The sequence below is a fragment of the Marinimicrobium locisalis genome (assembly GCF_039822625.1).
Taxonomy (GTDB): Bacteria; Pseudomonadota; Gammaproteobacteria; order Pseudomonadales; family Cellvibrionaceae; genus Marinimicrobium; species Marinimicrobium locisalis.
This window is the reverse complement of the sequence record NZ_JBDLLG010000023.1, coordinates 20,083-41,484: the sequence shown is the minus strand read 5'-3', so window position 1 is coordinate 41,484 and position 21,402 is coordinate 20,083. Positions and strand designations below refer to the sequence as shown.

The 21,402-nt window shown below is 59.3% G+C and carries 22 protein-coding genes and 1 riboswitch; of the genes, 4 read left to right on the top strand and 18 right to left on the bottom strand.

Annotation, left to right across the window (positions count from 1 at the left end):
• The first annotated feature begins 101 nt into the window (after window positions 1-101).
• Window positions 102-1,448, top strand: coding sequence for an exodeoxyribonuclease VII large subunit (xseA, locus tag AAE514_RS14715; RefSeq protein ID WP_347332349.1), 1,347 nt, complete (start codon window positions 102-104; stop codon window positions 1,446-1,448).
• Between the two features lie 106 nt (window positions 1,449-1,554).
• Here the strand turns inward: xseA and AAE514_RS14710 are convergent, their stop codons facing one another.
• Entirely contained in the window at window positions 1,555-1,833 is a 279-nt protein-coding gene (locus AAE514_RS14710; protein ID WP_347332312.1) for an Rdx family protein, read from the bottom strand.
• A 61-nt stretch (window positions 1,834-1,894) separates the two neighbouring features.
• Window positions 1,895-2,009, top strand: a riboswitch (TPP riboswitch).
• 79 nt (window positions 2,010-2,088) lie between these two features.
• Here AAE514_RS14710 and thiO point away from each other — a divergent pair.
• The 3 genes from thiO to AAE514_RS14695 are packed head-to-tail and all read left to right on the top strand — an operon-like array spanning window position 2,089 to window position 4,240.
• Window positions 2,089-3,252, top strand: a complete 1,164-nt coding sequence (gene thiO, locus AAE514_RS14705) for a glycine oxidase ThiO (RefSeq protein ID WP_347332311.1) — start codon at window positions 2,089-2,091, stop codon at window positions 3,250-3,252.
• Window positions 3,245-3,448: a sulfur carrier protein ThiS gene (gene thiS, locus AAE514_RS14700; RefSeq protein ID WP_347332310.1), complete on the top strand. Its 204-nt coding sequence runs from the start codon at window positions 3,245-3,247 to the stop codon at window positions 3,446-3,448. Before thiO ends, thiS begins: the two co-directional genes overlap by 8 nt.
• Window positions 3,449-4,240 (top strand): thiazole synthase, encoded by a 792-nt coding sequence (locus AAE514_RS14695; RefSeq protein ID WP_347332309.1) that lies wholly within the window; start codon window positions 3,449-3,451, stop codon window positions 4,238-4,240.
• A 192-nt stretch (window positions 4,241-4,432) separates the two neighbouring features.
• Here AAE514_RS14695 and AAE514_RS14690 read toward each other — a convergent pair whose 3' ends face one another.
• The 17 genes from AAE514_RS14690 to sufB form a co-directional block, all read right to left on the bottom strand.
• Window positions 4,433-5,326: an AEC family transporter gene (locus tag AAE514_RS14690; protein ID WP_347332308.1), complete on the bottom strand. Its 894-nt coding sequence runs from the start codon at window positions 5,324-5,326 to the stop codon at window positions 4,433-4,435.
• A 9-nt stretch (window positions 5,327-5,335) separates the two neighbouring features.
• Window positions 5,336-6,778, bottom strand: coding sequence for a ribosome biogenesis GTPase Der (der, locus tag AAE514_RS14685; RefSeq protein WP_347332307.1), 1,443 nt, complete (start codon window positions 6,776-6,778; stop codon window positions 5,336-5,338).
• A gap of 252 nt (window positions 6,779-7,030) precedes the next feature.
• Window positions 7,031-8,176: an outer membrane protein assembly factor BamB gene (gene bamB / locus AAE514_RS14680; RefSeq protein ID WP_347332306.1), complete on the bottom strand. Its 1,146-nt coding sequence runs from the start codon at window positions 8,174-8,176 to the stop codon at window positions 7,031-7,033.
• Window positions 8,173-8,877, bottom strand: a complete 705-nt coding sequence (locus AAE514_RS14675; RefSeq protein ID WP_347332305.1) for a YfgM family protein — start codon at window positions 8,875-8,877, stop codon at window positions 8,173-8,175. Before AAE514_RS14675 ends, bamB begins: the two co-directional genes overlap by 4 nt.
• Window positions 8,878-8,919: 42 nt before the next feature.
• A complete protein-coding gene (hisS, locus tag AAE514_RS14670) occupies window positions 8,920-10,209 on the bottom strand; it encodes a histidine--tRNA ligase (RefSeq protein ID WP_347332304.1) in 1,290 nt (429 codons plus the stop codon).
• Window positions 10,210-10,271: 62 nt separating this feature from the next.
• Entirely contained in the window at window positions 10,272-11,396 is a 1,125-nt protein-coding gene (gene ispG / locus AAE514_RS14665; protein ID WP_347332303.1) for a flavodoxin-dependent (E)-4-hydroxy-3-methylbut-2-enyl-diphosphate synthase, read from the bottom strand.
• Window positions 11,397-11,431: 35 nt separating this feature from the next.
• Entirely contained in the window at window positions 11,432-12,427 is a 996-nt protein-coding gene (locus AAE514_RS14660) for a RodZ domain-containing protein (RefSeq protein WP_347332302.1), read from the bottom strand.
• Between the two features lie 7 nt (window positions 12,428-12,434).
• The gene (gene pilW, locus AAE514_RS14655; RefSeq protein ID WP_347332301.1) at window positions 12,435-13,214 is read right to left on the bottom strand and encodes a type IV pilus biogenesis/stability protein PilW; all 780 of its coding nucleotides are present in this window, start codon (window positions 13,212-13,214) and stop codon (window positions 12,435-12,437) included.
• Window positions 13,215-13,242: 28 nt separating this feature from the next.
• The gene (gene rlmN / locus AAE514_RS14650; protein ID WP_347332300.1) at window positions 13,243-14,418 is read right to left on the bottom strand and encodes a dual-specificity RNA methyltransferase RlmN; all 1,176 of its coding nucleotides are present in this window, start codon (window positions 14,416-14,418) and stop codon (window positions 13,243-13,245) included.
• Window positions 14,419-14,451: 33 nt separating this feature from the next.
• Window positions 14,452-14,877 (bottom strand): nucleoside-diphosphate kinase, encoded by a 426-nt coding sequence (gene ndk / locus AAE514_RS14645; RefSeq protein WP_347332299.1) that lies wholly within the window; start codon window positions 14,875-14,877, stop codon window positions 14,452-14,454.
• A 165-nt stretch (window positions 14,878-15,042) separates the two neighbouring features.
• Window positions 15,043-15,462: a SufE family protein gene (locus tag AAE514_RS14640; RefSeq protein WP_347332298.1), complete on the bottom strand. Its 420-nt coding sequence runs from the start codon at window positions 15,460-15,462 to the stop codon at window positions 15,043-15,045.
• Window positions 15,463-15,470: 8 nt separating this feature from the next.
• Window positions 15,471-16,007, bottom strand: a complete 537-nt coding sequence (gene sufT, locus AAE514_RS14635; RefSeq protein ID WP_347332297.1) for a putative Fe-S cluster assembly protein SufT — start codon at window positions 16,005-16,007, stop codon at window positions 15,471-15,473.
• A 4-nt stretch (window positions 16,008-16,011) separates the two neighbouring features.
• Window positions 16,012-16,371, bottom strand: a complete 360-nt coding sequence (locus tag AAE514_RS14630; protein WP_347332296.1) for a HesB/IscA family protein — start codon at window positions 16,369-16,371, stop codon at window positions 16,012-16,014.
• A 21-nt stretch (window positions 16,372-16,392) separates the two neighbouring features.
• A complete protein-coding gene (locus tag AAE514_RS14625) occupies window positions 16,393-17,643 on the bottom strand; it encodes an aminotransferase class V-fold PLP-dependent enzyme (RefSeq protein ID WP_347332295.1) in 1,251 nt (416 codons plus the stop codon).
• A 28-nt stretch (window positions 17,644-17,671) separates the two neighbouring features.
• Window positions 17,672-18,982, bottom strand: coding sequence for a Fe-S cluster assembly protein SufD (sufD, locus tag AAE514_RS14620; protein ID WP_347332294.1), 1,311 nt, complete (start codon window positions 18,980-18,982; stop codon window positions 17,672-17,674).
• A gap of 3 nt (window positions 18,983-18,985) precedes the next feature.
• Complete coding sequence (sufC, locus tag AAE514_RS14615) at window positions 18,986-19,735, bottom strand: Fe-S cluster assembly ATPase SufC (protein WP_347332293.1); 750 nt, start codon at window positions 19,733-19,735, stop codon at window positions 18,986-18,988.
• Between the two features lie 154 nt (window positions 19,736-19,889).
• Complete coding sequence (gene sufB, locus AAE514_RS14610; protein WP_347332292.1) at window positions 19,890-21,329, bottom strand: Fe-S cluster assembly protein SufB; 1,440 nt, start codon at window positions 21,327-21,329, stop codon at window positions 19,890-19,892.
• Window positions 21,330-21,402: the final 73 nt, after the last annotated feature.

Below are 21,402 nucleotides of genomic sequence, written 5' to 3'. Positions count from 1 at the left end.
GAGGGTCTTAAAGTAAACCGTCAATTATAACCGCTAGGAGGGGTTTGGGTAAACTGCCAAACACCCACCAAAAGGGAGTTCGGGCAGAGTATAATGCCGTCATGTTTAACGATGACTTCAATTCCCCGAGCCGCGAACGCCAAGTGCTCAGCGTCAGCCAGCTGAACCGGCGCGCCAAGCAGTTGCTGGAAACCCACCTGCCGTTAATCTGGGTGGAGGGTGAAATTTCCAATATCGCCCGGCCTTCCTCCGGCCACTGGTACTTCACGCTGAAAGACGACAACGCCCAGGTACGTTGCGCCATGTTTCGCGGGCGCAACCAGCAGGTGCGCTTTCAGCCCCAACAGGGTCAGCAGGTACTGGTGCGGGCCCGAGTGAGCCTGTACGAGAACCGGGGCGACTATCAGTTAATAGCCGAACACATGGAAGAGGCCGGGCACGGCGCCCTCCAGCGGGCCTTCGAGGCCCTGAAGGAGAAGTTGCTTCAGGAGGGTCTGTTCGATGAGGCGCGCAAGCGCCCCCTACCCGCCCTGCCCCAACACATCGGGGTAATCACCTCCGGCACCGGTGCGGCCATCCGCGATATTCTGACGGTTCTCAAGCGGCGTTTTCCGAGCATTCCCGTGACATTGCTCCCCGTGCCGGTTCAAGGCAAAGAGGCTGCTCCGGCGATTGTTCAGGCGTTCGAGCTGGCGAACCGGGCGGGGCTTTTCGATGTGTTGATTGTGGGCCGGGGTGGCGGCTCACTGGAGGACCTGTGGCCCTTTAATGAAGAAATGGTCGCCCGGGCGATTGTCAGCAGCGAGGTACCGGTAGTCAGTGCCGTCGGTCACGAGGTGGACTTCACCATCGCCGACTTTGTGGCGGACCTGCGCGCACCCACCCCCTCTGCCGCCGCGGAGCTAGTGGTACCGGACGCGAGTGAGTGGCTTGGCCAGTTCCGAGGTTACGCCCAGCGCCTGACACAACTGATGCAACGGCGCCTTCGGGCGGAACACCAACACGCACAGCATTTGGGAAAGCGGCTTCGCCATCCGGGGGAGCGCCTGCAGCAGCAAAGCCAGCGACTGGACGGCCTGGAGTTGCGGCTGAACCAAATAATGCGTCAACGCCTTGCCAGCGCACACCAGCGAGTGGCCAGCCTGGCGGCCCGACAAAAAGCGCAGCGACCCGAACCCCGCCTGCGCCAATGGCGGCTTCAGGTAGAGCAGCAACGCGAACGCCTGAACCGGCAGATGCAACAGACCCTCAAGCAGCAGCGCCAGCGCCTGGGTGAGGCGGGACGGATGTTGCAGAGTGTGAGTCCGTTGAACACCCTGGAGCGCGGCTACGCGATTGTGCATGGCGAGGCGGGCGAGGTGATTCGCGATGCGGCGCAGGTGAAGGCCGGAGACCGGATTCGTACGCGGGTCGCGAAGGGAGAGATTTTGAGCCGAGTGGAGGGCTAATGGCGCTTCAATGGTAGGTGGCGCTTCGCTTACCTACCCTACGGAACCGTGACGGACTGCGTATGGCGTAGGGTAGGTAAGCGAAGCGCCACCTACCAATATTTCATCACCGGTCACTGTGCCCAAGGTCCCTCTCCGGCTCCACTCTGTCCCGCACCAACTGCTTCACCTCCTTCGCCTCGGGAAACCGCCCCTCCGCCTTGCGGGACCACAACAATTCGCCGTCGCACCGGATTTCGAAAATTCCACCGGTGCCCGGCATCAGGGCCACTTCGCCCAGTTCACCGCCATCAAAGGTGCTCAACAGCTCCTGCGCGAGCCAGGCCGCTCGCAACAGCCAACGGCACTGGGTACAAAATTCGATTTCAATTCTCGGTTTCGCCATGGGGTACTCCTTAATCTCCGTGTAGTGCCATTGATTCTATCATCCGCTCTCGTTACTATTGAGTGACTTGTCGGGGTGCCTCACGCGAATTGCGTCATAGGCTGAGATCGGAAAAACCGAAACCCGTTGAACCTGATCAGGTTGATGCCTGCGGAGGAAACAAGCATGTCCGGCCAATCCAATAGGCCCCTTTACCGCTTCCCCTGCTTTAATCGCCTGATCTCTCGCCATCTTCAATAGCGCTAGAGAGGTCTTATGGGCAACGAAACTGAATCCATCGGCATTGCCGGCGCCGGGCTGCTCGGCCGCCTCCTGGCTTGGCAACTATTGCTTCGCGGCCACCGTGTCAGCCTGTTTGACGCCGGCACACGGGCGGGCGTTGACTCCGCCGCCTGGACCGCCGCCGGCATGGTGGCCCCGCTGAGCGAGGCGGTGGTGTCCGAACGTCCGGTTTACGATATGGGGCTGTTTGCCCTCGCCCAATGGCCGCTGTGGGTTAACCAGTTAGAGAGTGAACACACCTTATGGCACCAGCAAGGCAGTTTGGTGGTCTCACACCCACAGGATGAAGCGGAGCTCTCGCAGTTCCACCGGGAGCTTCAATACGTGACCGAAACCGCCGACGGTTACCAATGGGTGACTCGCCCGGAACTGCATGATCTGGAGCCGGATTTGAGCGACCGTTTCCAGCGTGGCCTGCTACTGGAGGCTGAAGGGTTTCTCAACAACCGCGAGCTGTTGAGTCAACTATTAACCACAATCGAGCGACTCGGCGGCGACTGCCACTTTGAATGCCCCGTCAATGTGGACGAGGGAATACTGTACAGCGCCGGCCAACAGTACCGTTTTGATCGGGTAATTGATTGCCGAGGGGTGGGCGCCAAGCCTCAACAACCCGCCGTGCGCGGTGTACGAGGGGAAGTGCTTCACGTTCACACCCGGGAGATTGTTTTACACCGTCCGGTGCGGTTGATGCACCCACGCTACCAGCTATACATTGTCCCAAAACCCGACCACCGTTTTGTGATCGGCGCCACTCAAATCGAAAGCGAGGACCGCTCGCCCATGTCTTTGCAGTCCTCTCTGGAACTGGGCAGCGCCCTCTACACGCTCTCCCCGGCCTTTGCCGAGGCGCGCATCCTCGAACAACCCGTCAACTTGCGGCCCACGTATCTGGACAACAACCCGCATATTGAAACGACGGAGGGCTTGATCACCGTCAACGGTTTGTTTCGCCACGGGTATTTATTGGCCCCGGCGGTGGTAAAACAAGTGCTGGCCGAGATCGCCGGCGAGGAGGATACGCCCTTCGCGAGGTTCTTACAGCGTCCGATTCCCAATGCCTCCCAAGGGGCGGGACATTTATCTTCAGAGCCTTTATCGCAAGAGCCTTTATCGAAAGAGCCCGCACATGATTAATGTTAGCCTGAACAACGAACCCGCCGAGCTCTCTGATAAAACGCTTCTGAGCGAAGCGTTGAAGCAGTGGGAGTATGGCGACCAGAAACTCGCCGTGGCGATTAACGGGGAGTTCGTGCCCCGTTCCCGTTACGGGGATATCACTTTGCAGGAGGGCGATCATCTGGACATCGTCAAACCGGTGGGAGGAGGTTAAATGAGCCGCGATTCTTTAACGCTTTACGGCGAAACGTTCGATAGCCGTTTCCTGTTGGGCACGGCGCTATACACCTCGCCCACGATTATGCGCGATGCGCTGCAAGCCTCGCGCTGCGACATCGTTACCCTGGGGCTGCGCCGGCAGAACCCCGGAGATCGCAGTGGCGATGCCTTCTGGCAATATATTAGGGCCAGTGGCTGCAAATTGCTCCCCAATACCGCCGGCTGTAAGTCGGTGAAAGAGGCGGTGACGCTGGCGGAAATGTCCCGAGAAATGTTCGATACCCCTTGGATCAAACTCGAAGTGGTGGGCGATGACTACAATCTGCAACCGGACCCTTTCGGACTGGTGGAAGCCGCGGATGAACTGACCAAAAAAGGCTTTAAAGTTCTGCCCTACTGCACCGACGATTTGATCGTGGGCCAGCGGTTGCTGGATGTGGGCTGCGAGGTGTTGATGCCCTGGGGGTCCCCCATCGGCACCGGGCAGGGACTGTTGAATCGCTACAACCTGCGCACGCTAAGAGAGCGCTTGCCCAACGTACCGATGATTATTGATGCCGGGCTGGGCGCCCCATCGCAGGCGGCCGAAGCGATGGAAATGGGGTTCGACGGCATTTTGTTGAATACCGCCGTGGCCAAAGCGCACGAGCCACCGCTAATGGCGGAAGCCTTTGCCGATGCCATTGATGCCGGCCGCAAAGCGTACCACGCCGGGCTGATGGAACGACGCCAGACCGCGAGCCCGAGCACGCCCACCATCGGCCAACCGTTCTGGCATCAATCGTAAACATGTGTGGCGGGCGATAGGATGTCGCCCATACACCCCGTAGGGCTTGGTAAGTGCAGCGCACCCGCCATCAATGTCACCAAGGAAGCGGTTGCCCGACCATCAACGGCAGGTGCGCTTCGCTTACCGTGCCCTACGTGTGACCGAGCCATAAGCATCCCGTAGGGCGCGGTAAGCGAAGCGCACCCGCCATTAAAGCAGCTGACTCCAGAGAGGAACCGTTATCAAGGACAGGAGCAAACCATACCCCACCACGGTCGACACCAGACGCGGGGCCAGCCCGTGTGCCATGGCGACCACGCCGGCGGAAATCATGGAGGGCATGGCCGTCTGTAGCGCGACTGCATCGGCGGCGACGGAGTCGAGCCCGGCCACCGCAAACACCGCAAACACCACGGCGGGAATCAGCACCAGCTTGTAGCCCAACCCCACACCCAAAGGCACCAGGTGCGCGCGGTCGAGCTTTAGTTGCCACTGCAGCCCCACGGCTACCATCACCACCGGCACCAGGCTCTCGCTGATGCGCGCGGTGGTGAAACGCAACCATTCGGGGTAGTCCAAGGGAAAGGTCAAAAAGGCAATGGCCAATACCACCAACGGCGGAAAGGTGACGATGGTTTTGCCCACTTGTTTCGCCGAGGTGTTCCGCCCGCTGTACCAGGCGGCCACCACAACGGCGTAGGTGTTAAGCGCGATTACCGTCCCAACCTGATCATAGAGCAAGGCATAGGGCAACGCCTCGGGGGGCAGCAGCGCCTGAATAAGCGGAATGCCCACAAACGACGTGTTGCCCAAAACAATGATCAACATCAGGGCGCCGGTCACCGAACGCGACCAGCGCAGCCAACGGGCCGTCACCCACACCAAAAGCGCAGTGAAGGTCATCACCACCCAGGTGCTGATCACCGGCAGCAGGGCCCTGTGGTCCAGCGTGAGTTTGGGAATTTCGGTGAGAATCATCGCCGGCAGGGCGACGTAAAGCACGTAAATATTAAGGGCCGTACCGGCCTCCGCCGGCATCCGCTTGGCCCGCTGCAAGAGCAGGCCAATCCCGAGACAGACGACAATAAGGAGCAGATGGCTCATGAGCCGGCCTTAAGAACGACGCCCGCTTTTACCGTTCTTACCACGGCCGCCTTGATCCTTTCCTTGTGGCTTGCCTTGAGGCTTTCCATACGCTTTCTTCCCGCGTCCACCCTGGTTTTTCGGTTTCTTACGATCAGCGAAGGGGTTCTCGCTGGACTTGAACTCAATGCGCACCGGCGTACCTTCCAGGTCCAGCACCTGGCGAAAGGTTTTCTCCAGGTAACGGGCATAGTGGTTGGGTACGGCGGCGGTCTGGTTGCCGTGAATCACGATAATAGGCGGGTTGTGGCCACCGGGGTGGGCGTAACGCAGCTTGATGCGACGGCCGTTAATCATCGGCGGCTGATGCTCGCGCACGGCGTCCTGTAGAATACGGGTGAGGAAGTTGGTGGAGAACTTGTCCGTGGCCGAACGGTAGGCTCCTTCCACGGATTCGTAGAGGTGCCCTACCCCGGTGCCGTGAAGCGCGGAAATAAAGTGGATTTTGGCAAAATCGACAAACCGCAGACGGCGTTCCAACTCCCTGCGCACGTACTGCTTGTGTCCGTCTTCCAGCCCGTCCCACTTATTGAGCGCAACCACCAGGCCCCGCCCGGCATCCAGCACGCTGCCCATTAGGTGCAGGTCCTGATCCACTACCCCTTCGCTGGCGTCCATTACCAGAATGGCCACGTGAGCATCGTCAATGGCCTGCAGGGTTTTGACGATGGAGAATTTCTCCACCGACTCGGAGACGTTCTTTCGGCGGCGCACCCCGGCGGTGTCAATCAGAGTGTAGGGTTTTTCGAGCCTTTCATAGTGAATATAAACGCTATCGCGGGTGGTGCCGGGCTGATCGTAGACCACAACCCGATCTTCCCCGAGCATTCGGTTCACCAGCGTGGACTTGCCCACGTTGGGGCGGCCCACCACGGCAATCTTGATCCCTTCAATAGTCGGTGGCGGCACTTCCTCCTCGGGCGGCGGCAGCTGCTCCACCACCTCGGACATCATCGACTTCACGCCCCGCCCGTGGGTGGCCGTGGTCGGGAAAATTTCCCCCAACCCCAATTCATAAAAAGGTGCCAGGGCCAGATCGGGGTCCACGCCGTCGATTTTATTGGCGACCAGGTAGGTTTTCTTATTCTCTACCCGCAGGTGCCGGGCAATCATTTCGTCCGCGGCGGTCAGGCCAGCGCGCGCATCGAGAATAAAGAGCACCACGTCCGCTTCCTGGATGGCCAGCAGCGACTGGCCCGCCATGGCACTGTCGATGCCCTCCTCTTCCCCGCTAATGCCACCGGTGTCGATGACCATAAACCGGCGGCCGTCCACCTCGGCCTCGCCGTACTTGCGGTCCCGCGTGAGGCCCGCATGGTTAGCCACCAAGGCATCTCGGCTGTGGGTCAGGCGATTGAACAGCGTGGATTTACCCACATTGGGGCGGCCCACCAGGGCGATGACTGGAATCATAAAGACGGTATCACGGGTGCAGAGAGTTAAGAGGCGTTGCGGGCAACGCGAAGGCGTCTAGGATAGCGGATTGAAGCACTTTTATACAGCCGGATAGCACTTTTATCGGCCCCTGACAGCGGTTTCAGGGGCATACATGAGCCTTAAGAGAGGTCTGGAAGCAAAAACGCCAAAACAACGACAATATCGTCGTCGTTTTGGCGTTTCACGCTCGGACTGGGTGCTGGCCCTCAGGCAAGTACCGTCCGCCGGTCAGTCCAGAGGCTCAACTTCCAAAGCGTAGAGGTCACCGTCGTCGGTTTGCACGTAGAGCGCCGAGCCATCGGTGACCATCCCGCCGGAGATACCACCGCGATCCAACCGATCCCGCGCGGCAAAGGCGCCATCGGACTGGTTCAGCAAGTGCAGATAACCGTCGTAATCGCCCACGGCCACGTATTCGCCCAGCACTTGCGGGCCGTTAATGTTCCGACGCAACAACTGGTCATTCTCCCAACGCGGCTGTCCGCTGGTGGTGCTTAGCGCACGAACCACACTGTCGGCTTGGGAGAGAAACAGGTTTCCGCCCTCCACCGCCAAGTCTTTGTGGGTCGAGGCCTCCTGACTCCACAGCGGTCGGCCGCTACTGGCACTGACCGCCATGGCATTGCCCTGATAAGAGGCTAAGTAGATGGTGGAGCCGACCAACAGGGGAGATGCGTCAACGTCCACCATGCGCTCAATCTCGGAACGGCCTTGGGGCAGCGCCACCCGGCGCTCCCACAAGGTCAGCCCGTTACTGGGGTTGAACGCCATTACCTTACCGTTGGCAAAGGCCGCGACCACCGCCGAGCCAGTCATCAACGGCGAGGCGGTGCCACGCAGTGTCAATACCGGTGGCTGGTTCTCGTATTGCCAGAGGATCTCACCGCTTTGGGCGTTCATTGCAAAGAGTTTGCCGTCAATGGCCTGTACCGCCACGCGGTCACCATCGGTCTGCGGGGAGGAGATAATTTCGCTGGTCAACTGCCGGCGCCAGAGTTCTTCACCGTTTTCCCGAGACAGGGCCACGACCTCGCCTTCCCCGGTGCCGTAAAGCACCAGCTCGGCACCGGTGCCGACACCACCGGAAATATCGTCGCCGGTTTTACGGCGCCACAGGCGGTCACCGGATTCGGTATCCACGGCAATGACTTCACCGTTGAAACTCGCCGCGTAGAGGGCCCCACCCTGAAGGCTCGGGCTCAATTTAACCACCTTGCCACCCGTGCCGTTACCGACACTGGTTTTCCAGCGTGAATCCAACTCAACGGTCGGCTCAAATTCCACTAAATCAACCGGTTCGGTCCCGTCGTCCTTGGAAAACAGGGCACAGCCGGAAAATAGCAAACCACATAGCGCCAGTGCGCATAACCTCATGAAGCATTCTCCTCGGCACCCGCCCCTTCGCTTTCTTTGGCGGTTGCCGGTTGCAAGTTATCGAGTTTCATCTGTAGCAATCTGCGACGGTTTTGCTGTTGCATATCCAGCGACTCCAAAGCGGACTGATAGGCCTCCCGTGCCCCAGCCGTATCACCCTGCTGGCTCAAGATATCGCCGCGAACTTCGGCGTATTCGGCTTTCATGACCTCGGAGGGGTTGCCTTCCTTCAGCGTCGCCAGAGCATCGTCCAGTTGACCTTGGGCGGCAATGACCCGCGCCAGTCGTACTTGGGCCAAGTGCCGGGTTTCGTCGCTGGGCTGCTGATCCAGCACCCACCGCAATTCGCTTTCGGCCGTGTCGAGCTCGCCGTTTTCCACCGCTTGGCCGGCCTGAATCAAAGCCGCGTTAACGCCATAAGCGCTACCTGCGTGTTCCGCCTTGAGCTGGCTAACCAACTCGGCGGCCTCGGCGCGGGCATCGTCCGACAGCGTCTGGCCACTCTGGACCTGCAAAGTGTCCAACAGTTCCGAATAAAGGGCGGAGCCATTGGCGGCCTTGGCCTCTTGCTGGTCCTGGTAGGTGGTCCAACCCAAATAACCGCCGACGCCAACCACCAGGGCCGTAATGACCCACTTGCCATTTTCTTTCCACCAGCGCTTAAGGGCTTCCAGCTGTTCTTCTTCGGTCAAATCACTCACGATATGCTCCTATTATTGTCAATCTTGTATTGTCAGTCTTGATTATTGGGTACGCAGTGCCGGCCAGCGCGACCGAAGCCGGTCAGCCACCTCGGGCACGGAGAGGGTTTCCTGGGGCTGTTCCTCGCGCAGATACTTAACCCCGAGTAACCCGGACTGAGCTTCGTCCTCGCCCAGGATCAGCGCCACTTCGGCGCCACTCTTGTCCGCCTTTTTCATTTGGCTTTTGAAGCTGCCGCCGCCGCAGTGGCTCAGCAGCTGAAGCCCCGGCAGAGCATCGCGCAGTTGCTCCGCCAATGACAGCGCCGTGGATTGTACCTCACCCACCGCCACAAGATAGACCTGAGTGTGTCGATCCAGCCCTTCGGGTAGCTGTTCTGTGGCCTGGAGCAACAACAGCAGCCGCTCCAGCCCGATTCCAAAGCCAATGGCCGGGGTCGGCTTGCCGCCAAGTTGCTCCACCAAGCCGTCGTAACGGCCTCCGGCACAGATGGTCCCCTGGGCGCCCAGAGCGTCGGTGACCCACTCGAAAGCGGTCTTGCCGTAGTAGTCCAGGCCCCGAACCAGCCGGGGGTTTACCTCAAACGGAACGCCGGCGGTGTTCAGAATGTCCTGGAGCCGCTGGAAGTGTTCTCTGGATTCGTCGTCCAGGTGGTCCAACAACATCGGGGCGCCGTTGAGCAGTTTCTGGGTGTCGGGGCTTTTGCTATCCAGAATGCGCAGCGGGTTGCTGGTTAGCCGGCGCTGGCTGTCTTCGTCCAGTTGGTCTTTGTACTGGCTCAGGTAATCAACCAACGCGCTTTTGTAGTTGGCGCGGGCTTCGGCGCTGCCCAGGCTGTTCAGTTGCAGCGTCACTTTGTCGGCCACACCCAGTTCGCGCAGGATACGCGCGCTCAGCAGCAGTACTTCGGCATCAATGTCCGGGCCGGTCATGCCAAACACTTCTACGCCTACTTGGTGGAATTGGCGGTAGCGGCCTTTTTGCGGGCGCTCGTGGCGGAACATGGGGCCCATGTACCAGAGCCGTTGGGTCTGGTTGTAGAGCAGGCCGTGTTGCTCGCAGGCGCGCACGCAGGAGGCGGTGCCTTCGGGCCGCAGGGTGAGGCTGTCACCGTTACGGTCGTCGAAGGTGTACATTTCTTTTTCGACGATGTCAGTGACTTCGCCGATGGAGCGCTTGAACAGTTCGGTGTTTTCGAGGATGGGAAAGCGTATTTCCCGGTAGCTGTATTGCTGGAGGATGCGTTTTAGGGTGTTCTCCAGGTATTGCCACTGGCCGGAGTCGTCCGGCAGTAGGTCGTTCATTCCTCGTATGGCTTGGAGTTTTTTCAAGGGGCTATCCTAAGTCTCTTTTCTCTTAATTTAAGGTGCCAATAAGATCGTCCGGCTCTCCATCAAACGCGGGCAATCATATTCTCTTCTTCTTTGGCCAAGCGTTCTTTCTTCTGTTCGGCCTTTTCCCGGATCAGACGCTCCAGATCGTCCACCAGTGTCTCGTTGCCCAGTTTTTGGCTGGGCTTGCCGTCGATATAAATCAGGTTGTTGGGCGCACCGCCGGCCAGGCCGAGGTCGGCTTCTTTTGCCTCGCCCGGTCCGTTGACCACGCAGCCGATAACCGCCACGTCCAGGGGAATGGTAATGTCCTCCACCCGCTGCTCCAGCTCGTTCATAGTCTTGATCACATCAAAGTTCTGCCGGGAGCAGCTCGGGCAGGCGATAAAGTTTACGCCCTTGTTGCGCAGCTTCAGGCTCTTTAGCAGATCCCACGCGACTTTGACCTCTTCCACCGGGTCGGCCGCCAGGGAGATGCGGACGGTATCGCCGATGCCGTCCATTAGCAAGGCGCCCAGCCCCACGGAGGACTTGACGGTGCCCGAGCGCAAGCCGCCGGCTTCGGTAATGCCCAGGTGCAGGGGCTGTTCGATCTGCTCGGCCAGTTTTCGGTAGGCCGAGACGGCCATGAAAATGTCCGAGGCTTTGACGCTCACTTTGAAGTCGTGAAAGTTGAGTTGGTCCAGGATGTCCACATGCCGCAAGGCGGATTCCACCAGGGCATCGGGCGTGGGTTCACCGTATTTTTTCTGCAGGTCTTTTTCCAGTGAACCGGCATTGACGCCAATACGGATCGGGATATTCAGGTCGCGCGCTTTGTCCACCACCGCGCGGATGCGTTTTTCCCGGCCAATGTTGCCCGGGTTGATGCGCAGGCAATCGACGCCCAGGTCCGCCACGCGCAGGGCGATGCGGTAATCAAAGTGAATGTCCGCCACCAGGGGAAGGTCCACTTGTTTGCGAATTTGGCCGAAGGCTTCGGCCGCGTCCATGCTGGGGACGGAAACTCGCACAATATCGGCGCCGGCCAGTTGCAGCCGTTGGATTTGTTCAACCGTGGCCGCCACGTCGGTGGTTTCGGTGTTGGTCATGCTCTGTACGGAGATGGGCGCCCCTCCGCCCACAGGCACCTGGCCGACCATAATCTGGCGGGACTGACGGCGTTTTATCGGTGACTCGGTGTGCATGATGCGATCCTATCGGGGTTATCGGTACGAACACATTAATTAACAGTGACCGCCTGGTAGCGACCACTGGCGGGACGATCGAATTCGAACGGCTCGCCGTTTAGCTGAATGTCGGCACCCGCGGCGTTGCCCAGTTTAACGGTAAAGGGGGCTTCGCCCCGCAACTCCAGTGTCTGGCCGGGCTGCATCAGGTCTGTTTCAAGAACGTCGCCGCGGCTGTCGGTCACCTCCAGCCAGCACTCTTCGGTAAAGCTCAAGCGTAGTTGGTCAAGGTTGTCGCTTTCGCTTCCCGCTTCTGGCTCATTGAGCGCGGCCGCTCGGGACACCGAGGCGCCGGCTTCGGCGGCCGCCACTGAGGCCTGAGCTGGCTCGGGCGTGCCGGCAGCGCCCTCCTCCCGCGCCGGGTCCGCCAACGCTGAGGTACGGTCGGCAGCGTCTGGGGCAAGTTCTTGACTCTGGTTGTTCAGGCTTGTGCCCTCCGTGCCCAGCGTTTCCCGGGGAGAGGTCTCTTTAAGCTCATTCGCTTGGCCGGGGGTGAGATCACTGACCGGAGCATCGAGCTCCGCGGCCGGCTCCATGACCGGGGCCGGTTCCACCACTTCCTCTCGGTTGCCCAGGAACCAAACGGACAACGCCCAGATACCAACCAACAGCAAAACAATCCAGACAATAAACCTTCCCATGGACCGGGCGGGTGCGGGCACATTGATCTGCAGCGGGCTCTCTTCGGGTTCATCGCCCAAACCCGCCTCGCGGCGCGCCTGCTTGTAGGCATCAAGAATGGCGTTCGGGTCCAGGTTCAGCAGCTTGGCATAGGTACGCAAATAACCTCGGATAAAGGTGTCCGAGTGCAGCTTTTCGTACTCATCCGCTTCCAGGGCACGAACCTTGGTGACGGTCATCCGCAGCTCGCGCGCGACGTCCTCTTCGCTCAGCTTTGCCTGTTCACGAGCGGACTTTAGTAACGCGCCGGGGCGCTGGCCGGGGGCGTTGACCGGCTCGTTATTCTCTTGCGATTCGTCGGCTGACATCGGGACCTCACTGACTCATTTCACGCTTGTATTCCAGATACTCTTCGGAATACGGAAAGCGGTTCTTTAACGCCATGGCGTAGCTGGCCTCTTTGTCCTTGTTGCCAAAAATGCGCTCAATTTTGATACCGAGCAGCAACGTGCGCGCGGACTGTTGGGCCACTCGCGAATACTGGTCCAAGTATTCCTTCGCCTTGGCGTAATCCTCATTCTGGAAGCTGATAAACGCCAGTTCCACTAGAACCGGCGCAATATTCGGGTCCAGATTGTAAGCGTGCTCAAAGGCGGCCTTTGCCCGCTCGTCCCGCTCGAGCTTCTGGGCGGTCCGTCCCAGGCTCAGCAGCGCTCGGGCGCGCTGATCGTAATCGAGGTCCCGGCTGACGATTTCGAACTGCTCGAAGGCGTCCTCGTAACGCTCGCGCTGATACAGAAAGGCCGCGTAGTTATTGCGCGCCTGGGAAAAGCCGGGGTCTTCCTTCAGGGCTTGTTTGAACCGGTCTTCCGCCAGCTCGGCTTCCCCTTCCAGTTGAAACAAAACCGCCTGGGCCGCCAAGCCTTTGGCCGAGTCATCATCCAGCTCGAAAATTTTCTGAATGTGGTGACGGGCCGAGTCGCGATTGCGGTTATCAAGGTAGGCCAGTGCCAGTCTGTAATGGGTATCGAGAGCGGCCTTGCGGTCCACCTCATTCCCCGTGGTTTGGGTCACGCAACCGATCATACTCAAACAAAAGACCGCCAGACATAGCGCCCGAATCACGTTAAATGGCTTGTTGGCTGTTTTTATCATGGTAACCCTCACTGACCCGACCATCACCTCAAGGTGACGGCGCAATAATCTTAACCGCTTGCAGCTCATCGAACTTCGCCCGATAACGCTCGCTGCGCTTGGTCACATCGTTAACGGTGCCGGCCAGTTGGCCACAGGCCGCGTCGATGTCTTCACCGCGGGTGGTACGAACCGTGGTAATGAATCCCGCCTCCATCAAAATGGTCTGAAAGCGCCGCATGGCGTTGTTGCTAACCCGCTTGTAGTTGGAGAGGTTGAACGGGTTGAACGGGATCAAGTTGATTTTGACCGGCACATCCTTCAAAAGCTCCGCTAGCTGATGGGCGTGCTCGGGCCGATCATTGACGTGATCGATCAAGGTGTATTCGATGGTGATACGCCGGTGAGTATCCGGCAGGCCGGCAATATAGCGCTTAGCGGAATCCAGCAGCACGGCAATCGGATACTTTTTGTTGATGGGCACCAGCTCGTTGCGCAGCTCATCGTTGGGCGCGTGCAGGGAGATGGCCAGGCAGGCGTCGGTGTACTGCCCCAGCTTGTCGAGCGCGGGCACAACACCGGAGGTGCTCAGGGTCACCCGGCGCTTGGAGATGCCGTAGGCATTGTCCTCCATCATCAGGTTCATGGCATCGACCACGTTGTCGAAGTTCATCAGCGGCTCGCCCATGCCCATCATCACCACGTTGGTGACTTTGCGCGGGCCGTTGGGCTGGAGCTGGTCGAAGGATTTGGCCGCGATCCAGACCTGGCCGATAATTTCCGCCGCGGTCAGGTCCCGGTCAAAGCCCTGCTTGCCGGTGGCACAGAAGCTACAGTCCAGCGAACAACCCACCTGGGAGGAGACACACAACGTGCCCCGATCACCCTCGGGGATAAAGACGGTTTCCACAACGCTGCCGCCGCTGACCCGGATTAGGAACTTACGAGTGCCGTCTTTGGAGTCCAGCTGCTCGATGACCTCGGGGGCGCGAATTTCGGCATTCGCCTTGAGCTTCTCCCGCAACACCTTGCTGATGTTGGTCATTTCATCGAAGTTTTCCGCCCCACGCTGATGAATCCACTTGAGCACTTGGGTGGCGCGAAAACGCTTTTCCCCCAGGGTCTCGAAGAAGGCCACCAGCTTGGCCTCGGGCATGCCGAGGAGGTTCACCCGCGCCGGTTCAGAGGCGGATTCGGCGATGTTTTCAGCGGTTGCAGCAGTCATGGTCATAACCTAGATCAACAGGGCCCGAGCGTCTCAGCGGACGAAAATTTCGCCGGGCTCGAAAAAGTATGCGATTTCCCGCTCCGCCGACTCCGGGGAGTCGGAACCGTGAGCGGCATTTACCGACACGCTCTCGGCATAGTCGGCGCGGATGGTGCCGGGTTCGGCTTCCTCGGGGTTGGTGGCCCCCATCAGTTCCCGGTTGCGGGCGATGGCCCCTTCTCCCGACAGTACCTGGACACAGACCGGCCCGGAGGTCATAAACTCCACCAAGCCGTCAAAAAACGGCTTGCCTTTGTGCTCGGCGTAGAAGCCCTCGGCCTGTTCCCGAGTCAGGTGGATCATTTTAAGTGCCACGACCTTGAGGCCAGCCTGCTCGAAACGGCTCTCAATTGCGCCAATCAGGTTCTTTTTTACCGCATCTGGCTTAATTATGGAGAGGGTTTGTTGTTCGGACATTGTTCGCTCCGTTGATCCAATCGCGTCTGTCAGGGCCCCAACCCTTGCGGGGTTGGAGAAGTGCGAGAATTATACGCGGGTTGTGGCCATAAACCACCCCGCGGTGGCGCGATTCGACGCTGAATGTGCGCCCTGCCGCACCTCGATGAGCGTAGGGAGCGAAACTCAGGCGCCGCGGGCGATGCTCTGGATGCGCGCCACCATGGCACGCAGCCCATTACCCCGGGTAGGGCTCAAGTGTTTCAGGAGGTTGAGTTCCTCGAAATAGCCTTCGATATCGAAATCCAGCACTTCCTGAGGCGTTTTCCCGTTGTAGGCGGCCAAGACCACGCCCAGCAGACCTCGGACGATAAAGGCGTCAGTGTCGGCGTCAAAATAGAGGCGCCCGCCCTCTTCCCGATGGACGAGCCAGACCTGACTCTGACAGCCGCGCACCAGATTCTGCTCGACCTGCTGAGAAGGGTCCAGCGGCGGGACTTCTTTGCCCAGGTCGATGATGTACTTGTAGCGGTCCTCCCAGGTGTCGAAAAAACTGAGAGTCTCTACAATATCGTCGGCGGTGATTTCGGTACCAAATTCAGACATACAACTTCCTAAAAGAACATTCCGGTTTCGAGCTGGGCTTCCTCGCTCATCATCTCGCGCTGCCAGGGCGGATCAAACACCAGGTTGACGGCAACCGCCTCCACGTTGGGCACTTTGGCCACCCGGCGCTCCACATCGCCCACCAATACCGGCCCCATGCCGCAGCCGGGAGCGGTCAAGGTCATCTCCACGTCCACGCGCTGGCGCGGTTGATCGATCTGCAAGCGGTAAATCAGCCCCAGATTGACCAAGTCCACCGGTATTTCCGGGTCATAGACCGTGCGCAGCGCCTCCCAGACCTGATCCTCCCGAATGCGTCCATCGGCCGGCGCCGCAAAGTCCAGCACCTGCTCCTCCAGCCCCAGGGCGCCGGCATCGGTGCCGTCCACCCGCACCATCTGGCCGTGGTAGGTCAGGGTGTAGTTGCCCCCCAGGGATTGGGTGATGGTCACGAAGGTGTCTTTGGGAATGGTCAATGGTGTACCGTCAGGCACCCGGCGGGCTGGGCAGTCCGCCTGGGCCACCACCATACGTCTTTCGGTCATGGGCTCAGTTCACGCTAAAGCTTTCGCCACAGCCACAGTAATCCTGGGCATTGGGATTGAGGAATTTCAGCTGGCGGTTCACGCCTTCCACGACGTAATCGATCTCGGTGCCGGTCACCACGTTCAGGCTATCCGGGTCCACATACAGCGGCACATCTTCGTCCAGGGCGTAATACACATCCCCCTCACGGGGTTCATGCACCAGATCAATGACGTACATGAAGCCGGTGCAACCGCTTTCTTTCACGCTCAAGCGCACGGCAGTGGCGTTGTCGTCGCCGGCAATCTGCCGGCGAAAGTGCTCCACGGCCGCCGGAGTGACCGTCACGGCCTGCCGAGCGGGATCATAAGATTCTACTGGCATCTCACTCTGCTCCTGTATTCATTAAAAGAACTGCCGGGCCTTATCCAGCGCCTCGAACAGCCGGTCCACCTCATCAAAGGTGTTGTAAAAACTGAAACTGGCCCGCACGGTTCCGGGAATGTCGTACTGGTCCATAATCGGTTGGGCGCAGTGGTGGCCGGTGCGCACCGCCACGCCCTGCTGGTCCAAGAGGAAGCCCAGATCGTTGGGATGGGTCCCTTCCACCAAGAAACTCAGCACACTCACTTTGTGTGCCGCCGTGCCCACCAGGGTTACCCCCTCGGTGGCCTGCGCCTTCTCTTCGGCGTAGGCCAGCAACACACGCTCATACGCCACGGCGGCGGCCCGGTCCAAACCGTTCACGTACTCAATGGCGGCGGCCAGGCCAATAGCGCCGGCAATGTCCGGCGTGCCCGCTTCAAACTTGTACGGCAACTGGCCGTAAGAGGTACCGTCAAAGCTCACGTGCTGAATCATCTCGCCGCCGCCCTGGTAGGGCGGCATGGCCTCGAGCAACTCACGGCGGCCATAAAGCACGCCAATACCCGTTGGGCCGAACAGTTTGTGAGCGGAAAACGCGTAAAAGTCGCAATCCAACGCCTGCACATCCACGGGCCAGTGACTCACGGCCTGCGCCCCGTCGATCATAACCAGGGCCCCTGCTTCATGAGACCACTGAATGACCTGTTCGATCGGGTTAACGGTGCCCAAGGCATTGGAAACGTGCCCGATGGAGACCATTCGCACCCGGCCCTCTTTGAGTAAGGACTCGAACGCGTCCATGTCCAGGGTGCCGGTTTTGTCCACCGGAATGGCTTCAACCCGCGCGCCGGTGGCCTCGGCGATCAACTGCCAGGGCACGATGTTGGAGTGATGCTCCATGGCGGAGACCAAAATCCGGTCCCCGGGCTTGAGCTCGGTCCGCCCCCAACTGTGGGCCACCAGGTTGATGCTTTCGGTGGTGCCGCGCGTCCAGATGATCTGCTCGCGCCCCGGCGCGTTTAGAAACTTGGCGGCGGTTTCACGGGCCCCTTCAAACTTGGCGGTGGCGCGCTCGGCCAGGGCGTGGGCGCCACGATGCACATTGCTGTTGTCATACAGGTAATAGTCGCTGATGGCGTCGATCACGGCCCGGGGTTTTTGCGTCGTGGCGGCGTTGTCCAAATACACCAAGGGGTGCCCGTTCACCTGCTGGTGCAGAATGGGGAAGTCCTGTCGAACCGCTTCCACGTCAAAATGGGTGGTCGGGTCTGCGCGTTCAGCGTTACTCATAAACTCTCTTCTGTATTACGTTAGGGCCTTATTCGTACTGCAAGTGCCGCAAAAGGTCCGTATTAGGGCTGAACAGCTGGGCCAGGCGAGGCGCCAAATAGTCCCGTACCGCCGGCTCCGCGACCTCTTGCAGCAGTTCATTGATAAAGCCGAAACTGAGCATCACCTGGGCTTCGTCCCGGGAAATGCCGCGCGCCTGCATATAATACATGGCCTCCTTGTTCAGCTGACTGACGGTGGCCCCGTGGGCACACTTCACATCGTCGGCATAAATTTCCAGCTCCGGCTTGGTATCCACTTCCGCCTTGCGTGAGGTCAGCAAGTTCTTGTTGCTCAGCTCCGCCAGGGTTTTCTGGGCGTCCTGGTGAATGTGGATACGACCGTTGAACACGGCATGCGCCGAGTCGCTCACCACACCCCGGAACACCTCGTTGCTGGTGCAGTGCGGCACCTTGTGCTGGACGTTGGTGTGGTAGTCCACAAACTGTTTGTTCTTGGGCAGGTAGATGCCCTGCAAGTCCAGGTGTGCCCCTTCCCCACAGTGATTAACCTGGTAATCAATCCGCTTGAGCTTGCTACCCAGGGAAACGGTAAAACCGCGCAAGCGCGCGCTACGTTGCAGGTTGGCGTGGATACCGCCCACGTGCAACAGATTTTCCTCTTCCAGGTTAATGCGGTAATGGCGCAACTCGGCGTTTTCCCCCACATTAACTTCGGTCAGGCTGTTGACGAAGCCGTCCTGCTCATCTTCGGTCGAGGCAAAGTGCTCGATCACACTAGCTCTTGCGCCGGTTTCCAGCACCACCAACAGGCGCTGATTCGCCGTGGCGGGCGCGCCGGTGGGCGTGGACACGTGAACAATGTACAAGGGTTTGGCCAGCTCACCGTTTTTCGGCACGTGCACCAGCACACCGTCCTCGGAGGCCCAGGCATTGCTCAAGGCCGCAAACAGGTGTTGCTCGCCGTCGACAATCCGCCCCAGGTGTTCGGCGATGACCGCCTGCTGGTCGGTGGAGGCGTCTCCAAACCGGACGACTTCCGCGGGCAGCTCGGAATCCGAGGCCTCCGCATCGAATACACCGTTGACGAAGACCAGGCGAGTGGCGTTTAACTCCAAAAAATCGATCCCGTCCTGCCAGCCGGTGGTCTTGGCCGCCCATTGCTGAAACTCCGAACGCTGCAAAGGCGCCAGGGGGGTGTATTTCCAATTTTCGGTTTTGCGGCTGGGCCAGGGGGTCTTCAGCCACTGCTGAGCACCGGTTTTGCGCACCTGGGCCAGCCAGTCCGGGCTCTGCTGTTGCCCGGCCAACTGGAGTGCCTGTTGCTGAAAATCACTCATGGCTTAGGCCACCTCCTCTTCAACCCAGCTATAACCTTTGGCTTCCAGCTCTTCCGCCAGTTCCTTACCGCCGGTTTTCACAATGCGGCCACCGGCCAGAACGTGGACCTTATCCGGCACAATATAGTTGAGCAGCCGCTGGTAGTGAGTCACCACCACGAAGCTGCGGTCCTCGGCGCGCATGGCGTTAACGCCCTTGGCGACGACCTGCAGGGCGTCGATGTCCAGGCCCGAGTCGGTTTCATCGAGAATGCACAGGGTGGGTTTAAGCAACATCATTTGCAGAATTTCGTTGCGCTTTTTCTCACCCCCGGAGAAACCTTCGTTGACCCCACGCTTGAGAAAGGAGGGGTCCAGGTCGACTTCCTTGCAGGTTTCCCGCGCCAGCTTGAGAAAGTCCACGGAGGAAATAGCTTCTTCCCCGCGGTGCTCGCGATGGGCGTCCACCGCCGCTTTTAGAAATTCCATGTTGCTGACGCCGGGGATTTCCACCGGGTATTGAAACGCCAGAAATAACCCTTCCCGCGCGCGCTCTTCCGGTTCCAGGTCAAACAGGTTTTTGCCATTGAAGTCGACGCTGCCGCTGTTCACCGTATACGCCTCGCGGCCGGTGAGGACGTTGCCCAGGGTACTTTTGCCGGAGCCGTTGGGGCCCATGATGGCGTGCACCTCGCCCGGTTTAATGTCCAGACTCAGGCCCTTGAGAATTTCTTCGTTTTCGATACTGGCACGAAGGTCTTTAATGGTCAGCATAGTGTCGGTTTCCAATGTCTTAAAAACGTAAATTCGGTTTGAGCGTCAGGCTTTGGGGACGGCGGATGCGCTTCGCTTATTCGCCCTACGGATAGCTTCGAACTCCACGTAGGGCGAAACCGAGCGCAGCGGTATAAACCGCCCGCCATTGCCACTACCCCACAGACCCTTCCAAGCTCACTTCGAGCAATTTGCCGGCTTCCACGGCAAATTCCATGGGCAGCTCTTTAAACACTTCCCGGCAGAAGCCATTCACGATCATGGAAACGGCTTTCTCCGGATCCAGGCCGCGCTGCTGGCACAGGAACATCTGGTCTTCACTCACCTTGGAGGTGGTGGCCTCGTGTTCAATGACCGCCGAGGGGTTTTTGCTTTCGATGTAGGGGAAGGTGTGCGCCCCGCAGCGGTCGCCGATCAACAGCGAATCACACTGGGTGTAGTTGCGGGCGCCTTCCGCCCCCGGGTTCATCCGCACCAAGCCACGGTAGGCATTGGAGCTTTTGCCGGCGGAAATCCCCTTGGAAATAATGGTGGAACGAGTGTTCTTGCCGATGTGAATCATCTTGGTGCCGGTATCGGCCTGCTGGTGGTTGTTGGTCAATGCCACCGAGTAAAACTCGCCCACACTGTTGTCACCGCGAAGAATGCAGCTGGGGTACTTCCAGGTAACCGCGGAGCCGGTTTCCACCTGCGTCCAGGAAATTTTGGAGTTGGTGTGGCATAAACCGCGCTTGGTCACAAAGTTGAAGATGCCGCCTTTGCCCTCTTCATCGCCGGGGTACCAGTTCTGGACGGTGGAGTATTTGATCTCGGCGTTGTCCAGCGCCACCAACTCAACCACGGCGGCGTGTAGCTGGTTCTCATCGCGCATGGGGGCCGTGCAGCCTTCCAGGTAGCTCACGTGAGAGCCCTCTTCCGCGACGATCAAGGTGCGCTCGAACTGCCCGGTGTTCTGTTCGTTGATCCGGAAGTAGGTGGATAGCTCCATGGGGCACCGCACGCCCTTGGGAATGTACACAAAGGAACCATCCGAGAAGACGGCGGAGTTAAGCGCGGCGTAGTAGTTGTCTTTCTGCGGCACCACCGTGCCCAGGTAGCGTTTGATCAGCTCTGGATATTCATGCACCGCTTCGCTGATGGAGCAGAAAATCACGCCCGCCTCTTTGAGCTTTTCCCGGAAGGTGGTCACGACGGAGACGGAGTCAAAGACCATGTCCACCGCCACGCCGGCGAGCATTTCCTGCTCATGCACCGGAATACCCAGCTTTTCATACGTGCGCAGCAGCTCGGGGTCGACTTCGTCCAAACTCTTGGGACGATCTTCCATACTTTTCGGCTGGGAGAAATAAGACAGTGACTGGAAGTCCACCTTCGGGTAGTTCACGTGGGCCCAGCTCGGCTCTTCCATTTTCTCCCAGGCACGGAAGGCCTGCAGACGCCATTCCAGCATCCATTCGGGTTCGCCTTTCTTGGCGGAGATAAACCGAACCACGTCTTCGTTTAGACCGGGCGGTAAGGTATCGGTATCGATGTCGGTATGGAAACCGGCGGCGTACTCCCGCTTGATCACGTTTTCAACTTGTTGCTCTGCCATTACTTCACCTCTGTCTCCGGTTGTCGGAGTGAGTTAGCTAATCAGTGTGTGTTCGTGTCGTTCTACCGGCGAA